At 60.4% G+C, this 6,699-nt stretch carries 7 protein-coding genes; 6 read left to right on the top strand and 1 reads right to left on the bottom strand.

Going from position 1 to position 6,699, the window contains the following annotated elements; all coding sequences use genetic code 11:
- The 6 genes from D180_RS23790 to D180_RS04925 form a co-directional block, all read left to right on the top strand.
- A partial coding sequence (locus D180_RS23790; protein ID WP_017911923.1) for a hypothetical protein occupies nucleotides 1-224 on the top strand: 224 nt, incomplete at its 5' end.
- A 66-nt stretch (nucleotides 225-290) separates the two neighbouring features.
- Entirely contained in the window at nucleotides 291-599 is a 309-nt protein-coding gene (locus D180_RS04935) for a hypothetical protein (protein WP_157835422.1), read from the top strand.
- A 136-nt stretch (nucleotides 600-735) separates the two neighbouring features.
- On the top strand, nucleotides 736-1,728 hold the full coding sequence (locus tag D180_RS22845) for an RHS repeat-associated core domain-containing protein (protein ID WP_081616401.1): 993 nt from the start codon (nucleotides 736-738) through the stop codon (nucleotides 1,726-1,728).
- Complete coding sequence (locus D180_RS23785; protein WP_157835421.1) at nucleotides 1,725-2,171, top strand: hypothetical protein; 447 nt, start codon at nucleotides 1,725-1,727, stop codon at nucleotides 2,169-2,171. The genes D180_RS22845 and D180_RS23785 overlap by 4 nt, the downstream gene beginning before the upstream one ends.
- 272 nt (nucleotides 2,172-2,443) lie before the next feature.
- The gene (locus D180_RS04930; RefSeq protein WP_043090494.1) at nucleotides 2,444-4,591 is read left to right on the top strand and encodes a S46 family peptidase; all 2,148 of its coding nucleotides are present in this window, start codon (nucleotides 2,444-2,446) and stop codon (nucleotides 4,589-4,591) included.
- A 547-nt stretch (nucleotides 4,592-5,138) separates the two neighbouring features.
- Nucleotides 5,139-5,753 (top strand): DNA-3-methyladenine glycosylase, encoded by a 615-nt coding sequence (locus D180_RS04925; protein WP_017911920.1) that lies wholly within the window; start codon nucleotides 5,139-5,141, stop codon nucleotides 5,751-5,753.
- A gap of 241 nt (nucleotides 5,754-5,994) precedes the next feature.
- Here D180_RS04925 and D180_RS04920 read toward each other — a convergent pair whose 3' ends face one another.
- Complete coding sequence (locus D180_RS04920) at nucleotides 5,995-6,489, bottom strand: gluconokinase (RefSeq protein ID WP_017911919.1); 495 nt, start codon at nucleotides 6,487-6,489, stop codon at nucleotides 5,995-5,997.
- Nucleotides 6,490-6,699: the final 210 nt, after the last annotated feature.

The following is a 6,699-nucleotide window of genomic DNA, read 5'->3' as shown; positions in this document are numbered from 1 at the left end:
ACGGCGAAGGCATGGTGATTCATACCTCCAACGATGGCCCATCCGGGTGTTCGGCTCCCCTGAACGACTTCGCGATCGACAAGGATCATCCGTCGTACAAGGAGCTGACGGCGATGGCGCTGGCTGCATACACCAGTAATTCGGATGTTGAACTCCTGGTCGACTCGGGCGTATGCATTTTCGGTAATCGCACCAAAGTCATTTCCATACGGCTGAAGAAGTAATGATCTGGAGGGCGTCGCGCTTTTTTGCACGGCGCAGATTGATCCAGTTTCAAGAAGAGAAGAAATATGAAATATAAAATGGGCCTGCCGTTGATGCTCGCTTTGCTGAGCTGGCAAGCATCGGCAAACGAATCGATGCAGAATGTCGACGTCGTGCAGTTGGGAACGTATCAAGCTCATACCGATCATTTTGTCTGGCTGTCGGACACGCCAGCGGAATGCAAGGCCACATCCGGAAACCACGTCCTGCATTTCCAAGACGACCAGCCCGGCGGTAAGGCGCTGCTGGCAGTGTTGATGACTGCACTGGTGAACAAGCGCAAGATCGATGTGCAGACCAATTGCTGCGACATTGTCGAGATCTACTTGAAGTAAGCCTGCTCTGGCGGAGTCTGCTCCGTAGATTCCGTTGTACCGAAATGTTGCTATGGGAAGCGTTGTCGATCCGGCTTCTACGAGAAAAGTCGACTCTACATCGCGTATCGATGGTTCCAACTCGCAAGGACGAGTGATGTCAAATTTCCAGGGGATTCGTGCGATATTGCGTCTGATGGCCGCTACCGCTCTCTATTCTGTAGTTGCTTTCACTGCATCGGCGCAAACTGTCCGCTATGTTCATACGGACGGATTAGGGTCTGTTGTGCTGGTGACAGACAATAATCGTAATATTGTTGAACGTAGTGAATATGAACCCTACGGAAATTTACTGAATCATCCAATATCGGATGGGCCTGGATACACGGGCCATGTGAACGATGCTGCGACTGGACTTAATTATATGCAGCAAAGGTATTATGATCCCCAAATTGGTAAATTTCTTTCAGTTGATCCGGTCACGCCGTACAGCAAGCCCGGGAAAAATTTTAATCGATATAATTACGCAGCGAATAACCCCTACCTATTTGTAGATCCAGACGGTCGCTATGAGTGCACCCGAAAAGGCGGAACTTGCAATGTCCACGATGCCAAAATTGCTGAATCTTATGTCTCCACGGCGCAGAGAAGCTATCAAAAAATGGCAGAAGGCGCTGCTAAGGATCGACTTGGGAAGATTCTTGGAATGGTAGGCACAGCCAACGATGGAAATGGATTTTCAATAAATTTAACTAATCTTAGTGATGACCATTTGGGGGAATTGACGGCTAAGGGCATGGATTTAGATCCTAGTCAAATATCAGCAGTCGCGTCTGGACTCAATATTTCAGCGAAAATGCTGGCTGCCGGAATAATTGGGCATGAGGGCTCCCATAAATTGGACTCAATGCAGCCGGGATTCAACAGGAATTTTTATCCGGCTACCGGGCTTGAGCGAATGCTTACTGAATTACGTGCATATGGGATGACGTCAGCTATTGGCAACGTTCTAAGAATAAATAATGGCGTTAATATTCCGGGAATGTCACTCCAGGAACGGGAACAGCGCATATGGGAAAGTGCAAAACAGTCGTGGGAATCTGCGTGTAATGGTAAGCAAAGTTCAAGCTGCTCTGGTTACAAGCCATGAAATTTTTGTTTTCGGTCTTTTTCTTTGCTGCCGCATCGTGTTCTTCATGCTCCAAGAGCGGTGAAGGAGAGGATTTTTGTAAAGCAATCCACTCAAGATTTTCTACTCAGAATGTTGAGGTTCATGGCCTGAAAATCTACGGTAATATTTATCATCCAAGCATTGCTATTTCCACCAAATGTATGAAACCAGCATTTAACTTTTGGAGCTTTGATGCGCCTAGTCCCACGGAACAGGAACGCAGCATGAGAATCAAGAAATTTAATATGGCGGTTTACGCGTCTGTATCAAAAAAAAGCGGCATGTTTGAGTTTGATGGACTGGTGAGGGTCAATCCAAATAAAAACTTGGTGACCCTCACAGATGTAAAAAGTTTTCGGGAATTAGATAAGGCAGAGGCAGACAGGATACTGACTGAGCTGCGCTCTAGTAGAGACGAATAATTTTTTGCATTTCAGACAAATTATTTTAGATGGTTCATGGGGGCTCGTTAGGTCGTGGCTTTCTGGTGACGGGGTAGGATCACTTATTCAATGGTATGCATCTGTATATATGTTCGTAGGAAGTGAGCTGACCGTGCGCTCGTTTTTGTCGGGAGCATTCTGGACCTTTCTTGGTAAAGATCACATCCACCGATGAATGGATCGGCGTCTTGGTTGCTGCGATCGCATTGGCCGGCTAAGGTCGCGGTTACGTTCTTTGCCTCCATTTCCGCATGCCCTTGCCCAATTCCCTTGCCGCCTCTCTTGCCCTAAGCCTCGCCCTCACCACTACCGCCCACGCCGACGAAGGCATGTGGATGCCGTCGCAAATGCCGGAGCTGGCCAAGCCGCTGCATGAGGCAGGCTTCCAAGGCGATCCCCAGACGCTGGCCGAGGTGACGCAGCCGCCGCTGAGTGCAGTGGTGAAGGTCGGCGGCGGGACCGGGGCGTTCGTGTCCGCGGACGGGTTGCTGTTGACCAATCACCACGTGGCCTATGGGGTGATCCAGTACAACACCTCCGCCAAGGAGAACCTGATCGAGAATGGGTTCATCGCGCGGGATCGCGCCGACGAGCGCGCGGCCAATCCGGATTTCCGGGTGCTGGTGACGGTGGGCTTCGACAAGGTCACCGATCAGGTGCTGGGGCCGGCCAAGGGCAAGACCGGGCGCGCCTACTACGATGCGGTGGATGCGGCGAGCAAGCGTATCGTTGCCGACTGCGAGCGCGAGGCCGGGGTGCGCTGCAGCGTGGCCAACATGTACTACGGCACCGAGTTCTACCGGATTCGCCAGCTGGAACTGCGCGACGTGCGCCTGGTGTACGCGCCGCCGCGGGCGATCGGCAACTACGGCGACGAGATCGACAATTTCATGTGGCCGCGGCACAGCGGCGATTTCACCTTGCTGCGCGCCTACGTGGGCAAGGACGGCAAGCCGGCGGACTACAGCGCCGACAACGTGCCTTACCAGCCGCCGGCGCATCTGCAAATCGCCACCGATGGGCCGAAGGCCGGCGACTTCGCGATGCTGGCCGGCTATCCCGGCATCACCTACCGTCATCGTACGGCGGCCGAGTTCGCCGAGCAGGTGGAGGCGACGTTGCCGCAGCGGGTAGCGGTACTGGATCAGTTGATCGGGGTGATCGAAGCATCGGGCAAGGCCGACGCGGAAGCGCGCACGCGCTACGCGTCGCAGCTGCAGTCGCTGAAGAACAACCGCAAGCGCGCCGCCGGCGAACTGGAAGGGCTGCAGCGCAGCGATGCGGTGCGGCTGCGTGCGGAGGACGAGCGCGGCATGCTTGCGGCGACCCGCGGCAGCGATGCGCGCGACATCGCGGCGCTGCAGAAACTGCTCGGCCAAGCGTCGGCGCTGCGCGAGCGCGATCTGCTGCTGGGCTTGATCGCCACGCAGACCCAGGCGCTGCGTTCGGCGCTGACCCTGGAACGGCTGCGGCTGGAAGCGGCCAAGCCGGACGATCGGCGCGAGAGCGGCTACCAGCAGCGCGACCTGGCGCTGATCGAGGGCATGCTCAAGCAGGTGCAGCGTCGCTATGCGCCGGCCGTGGAAAAGGCGCTGCTGACGACGCTGTTGACCCGCTACCAGCAACTGCCGGATGCCCAGCGGGTGCCGGAGTTCGATGCGGCGTTCGGGCGGACCCCGGCGCAATTGCAGGCGGCGCTGGACAAGGCCTACGCCGGCACGGCGCTGGGCACCGAGGCCGAGCGCCTGTCGCGCTTTGCCGCGGCGCGCGAGGGCAAGGCGCCTGCGGCCGATCCGTTGCTGGTGCTGGCCACCACGCTGGTGCCGGCGCAGCTGCGGCTGGACGACGAGCGCAAGGCGCGCGAGGGCGAGCAGTTGCGGCTGCGCCCGGCCTACATGCGTGCGCTGTTCGCCTGGCGCAAGCAGCAGGGGCGTGCGGTGTATCCGGATGCCAACAGCACGCTGCGGATCAGCTATGGCCGCGTCGCGCCGCTGGCGCCGCGCGATGCGGTCAGCTTCGCGCCGCTGACCACGGTGGCCGGCATCGTCGAGAAGAACACCGGCAAGGAACCGTTCGATGCGCCCAAGCCGCTGTTGGCGGCGATCGCCAAGGGCGATTTCGGCAGCACGGTCGATCCGCAGTCGAAGACGCAGCCGGTGAACTTCCTGACCAATCTGGACACCACCGGCGGCAATTCCGGCTCGCCGGTGCTCAATGCGCGCGGCGAATTGATCGGGCTGAACTTCGACAGCAACTGGGAGGCGGTCAGCGCCAGTTGGTGGTACGACCCGCGCTACAAACGTGCGATCCATGTGGACATGCGCTATCTGCGCTGGTTGATGGCCAAGGTGTATCCGGCGCCGCAGTTGCTGAAGGAGTTGAACGTTCCGCAGGAGTGAGTGGGGCAGGTTGGGGATGCGGGCGTCGTTTGGCGTTGCTTCGAGCAGAACAGCGCAGGGCATGCGATGTGCCCTGTGTGCGCGTGCGGCGGCGGCATGGTGCTGGTCAGCCCGGCCGCCGTCGCACACAGCCGAACGCGTCCCTGCGGCCCGCTGCTAGCCTCGTATGATCTCCGCAGCTCACCGCGGATTGCTGTGCCATCGGAGAGTAGGAAGACGATCACGACCCTGGATACCTCCATGCGTCGGGACTGAAGTCCCTCCCACAATCAGCGTGCGATGCGTGAAGATCAGCCGAGTGTACTTGCCGCGACTGTGGTTCCGAAACGGAAACCATCTCCGCTCACCGTGACCCGTTGCGCCATCGGAGACTAGGAAGAAGATCGCGACCACGGACATTCCATGCGTCGGGACTGAAGTCCCTCCCACAACTGGCAGCGTGCGTTATGCAGTTGGAAGACTGACGTACTTGATTGGACCCCTGGGTCCAAAAGCACGCGGGTCATGGCTCGCTACGCGACTTCGCTGCAGGGCTTAGACTGACCGGATGGATCTGTTGGCCGCTAAGCCCTTGCCGCGTGCGTTCTATGCGCGCGATGCCCGCGCGGTGGCGCCGGAGCTGTTGAACAAGCTGCTCGTCACCGCCGACGGTCGCTGCGGGCGCATCGTCGAGGTGGAGGCCTATTGCGGTGCGGAGGATCCGGCGGCGCATTCGTTTCGCGGCGTGACCCCGCGCACGCGGGTGATGTTCGGCCCGCCCGGACATCTGTACGTGTACTCCATCTACGGCATGCACTGGGCGATCAACGCGGTGTGCGGCGGTGCGCCGGGGCATGCCGTGCTGATCCGCGCCCTGGCGCCGGTGGCCGGGATCGAGGCGATGCAGCAGGCGCGAGGCGTGGTACGCGCGGGCGATCTCACCCGTGGCCCCGGGCGCCTGGCCAAGGCCTTCGGCGTGTCGGCTGCGGATAACGGGCTGGATCTCACCAACCGCCAGTCGCGCCTATGGCTGGGCCAGGACGGCATGCCGCCGCCTGCGGCGCCGGTGGTCACCGCACGCGTGGGCATCCGCAAGGCGATGGAGGCGCCGTGGCGCTGGCATGTGCCGGGCGATCCGAACGTGTCGCGCTTTGTTGCGGGACGTGCGAAGTCGCGCGGGTAGGGCGGTGCTCTTCTGACTGATCGCGCTGCGAGCGAGGCGATATTGCGGGTTGGCTGGTCGTCGTCAGCTTGGCGCCACGCGCCGGTACGGCCCGCCGAGCATGCGTCGCATCAGTCGAACCGAGTACCGCTGGCGATACGGAGGCTGCGAGGTAGGTGCCGACACGGCGACTGGCCGGCATGTGGCGGCGCTGCCTGGTTCGGGCCGATGCTCCGCCGCCAGCGCAACCGGTTGGCGCGTGCTAGGCGATGTCGACGGTCGCATCCAGTTGCGCGATGGCATCGGCGACAACCGTGGCGAATGGCGCATCCACATCCACGGAGATCACGTCGGCTTCGTCCAGCGGCAGTTCCAACGTGTCCAGCTGGCTTTGCAGCAGCGCGGGCGGCATGAAGTGGCCATGGCGTTTGGCCAGGCGTTCTGCGATCACATGCGCGGCCGCATGCAGGAATACGAAGCGCATCGGCACGCCGGTGGCGCGCAACTGCTGCCGATGCGCCTTGCGCAATCCGGAGAACGCCAACACCACGCTCTGCCCGGCATCGACCGACGCGCGCAGCCGCTGCGCCAGGGCTGCGACCCAGGGCGCGCGTTGCGCGTCGCTGAGCGGGATGCCGTGCGCCATCTGTGCCTTGGCGGCGGCGCTGTGGAAGTCGTCCGCGTCCAGGAAGGTCAGTCGGTAATGTGCGGCCAGCGCCTGGGCGACGCTGGTCTTGCCGCTGCCGGAGACGCCCATCACGACGAGGGCTTCGGCGCGCGGCGGCGGGGATGAGGTGGCGTGGGTCACGTGGTGCGTTCCCGTGGGGTCGTGCGCATGATGCCAGCGTGGGCGTTGTCCGGACGTGCATTCCTGTAGCCAGGTCGTGCGCCTTCTGCTCGCCAGCGCTGGCGTCCGCTGTTGGTGCGCGCGCCGCGGAAACCGTGTCCTGGCATGGACCATGGCGTC

Origin of the sequence: Xanthomonas sp. SHU 166, from assembly GCF_000364685.1 — a bacterium.
Classification (GTDB): domain Bacteria; phylum Pseudomonadota; class Gammaproteobacteria; order Xanthomonadales; family Xanthomonadaceae; genus Xanthomonas_A; species Xanthomonas_A sontii.
This window is presented reverse-complemented; position numbering and strand designations above follow the sequence as displayed.

Excerpts from the sequence above, each read along its gene's own strand:
- D180_RS04935 (WP_157835422.1), top strand. The coding sequence starts at position 291 with ATGAAATATAAAATGGGCCTGCCGTTGATGCTCGCTTTGCTGAGCTGG.
- D180_RS22845 (WP_081616401.1), top strand. The coding sequence starts at position 736 with ATGTCAAATTTCCAGGGGATTCGTGCGATATTGCGTCTGATGGCCGCT.
- D180_RS23785 (WP_157835421.1), top strand. The coding sequence starts at position 1,725 with ATGAAATTTTTGTTTTCGGTCTTTTTCTTTGCTGCCGCATCGTGTTCT.
- D180_RS04930 (WP_043090494.1), top strand. The coding sequence starts at position 2,444 with ATGCCCTTGCCCAATTCCCTTGCCGCCTCTCTTGCCCTAAGCCTCGCC.
- D180_RS04925 (WP_017911920.1), top strand. The coding sequence starts at position 5,139 with ATGGATCTGTTGGCCGCTAAGCCCTTGCCGCGTGCGTTCTATGCGCGC.
- D180_RS04920 (WP_017911919.1), bottom strand. The coding sequence starts at position 6,489 with ATGGGCGTCTCCGGCAGCGGCAAGACCAGCGTCGCCCAGGCGCTGGCC.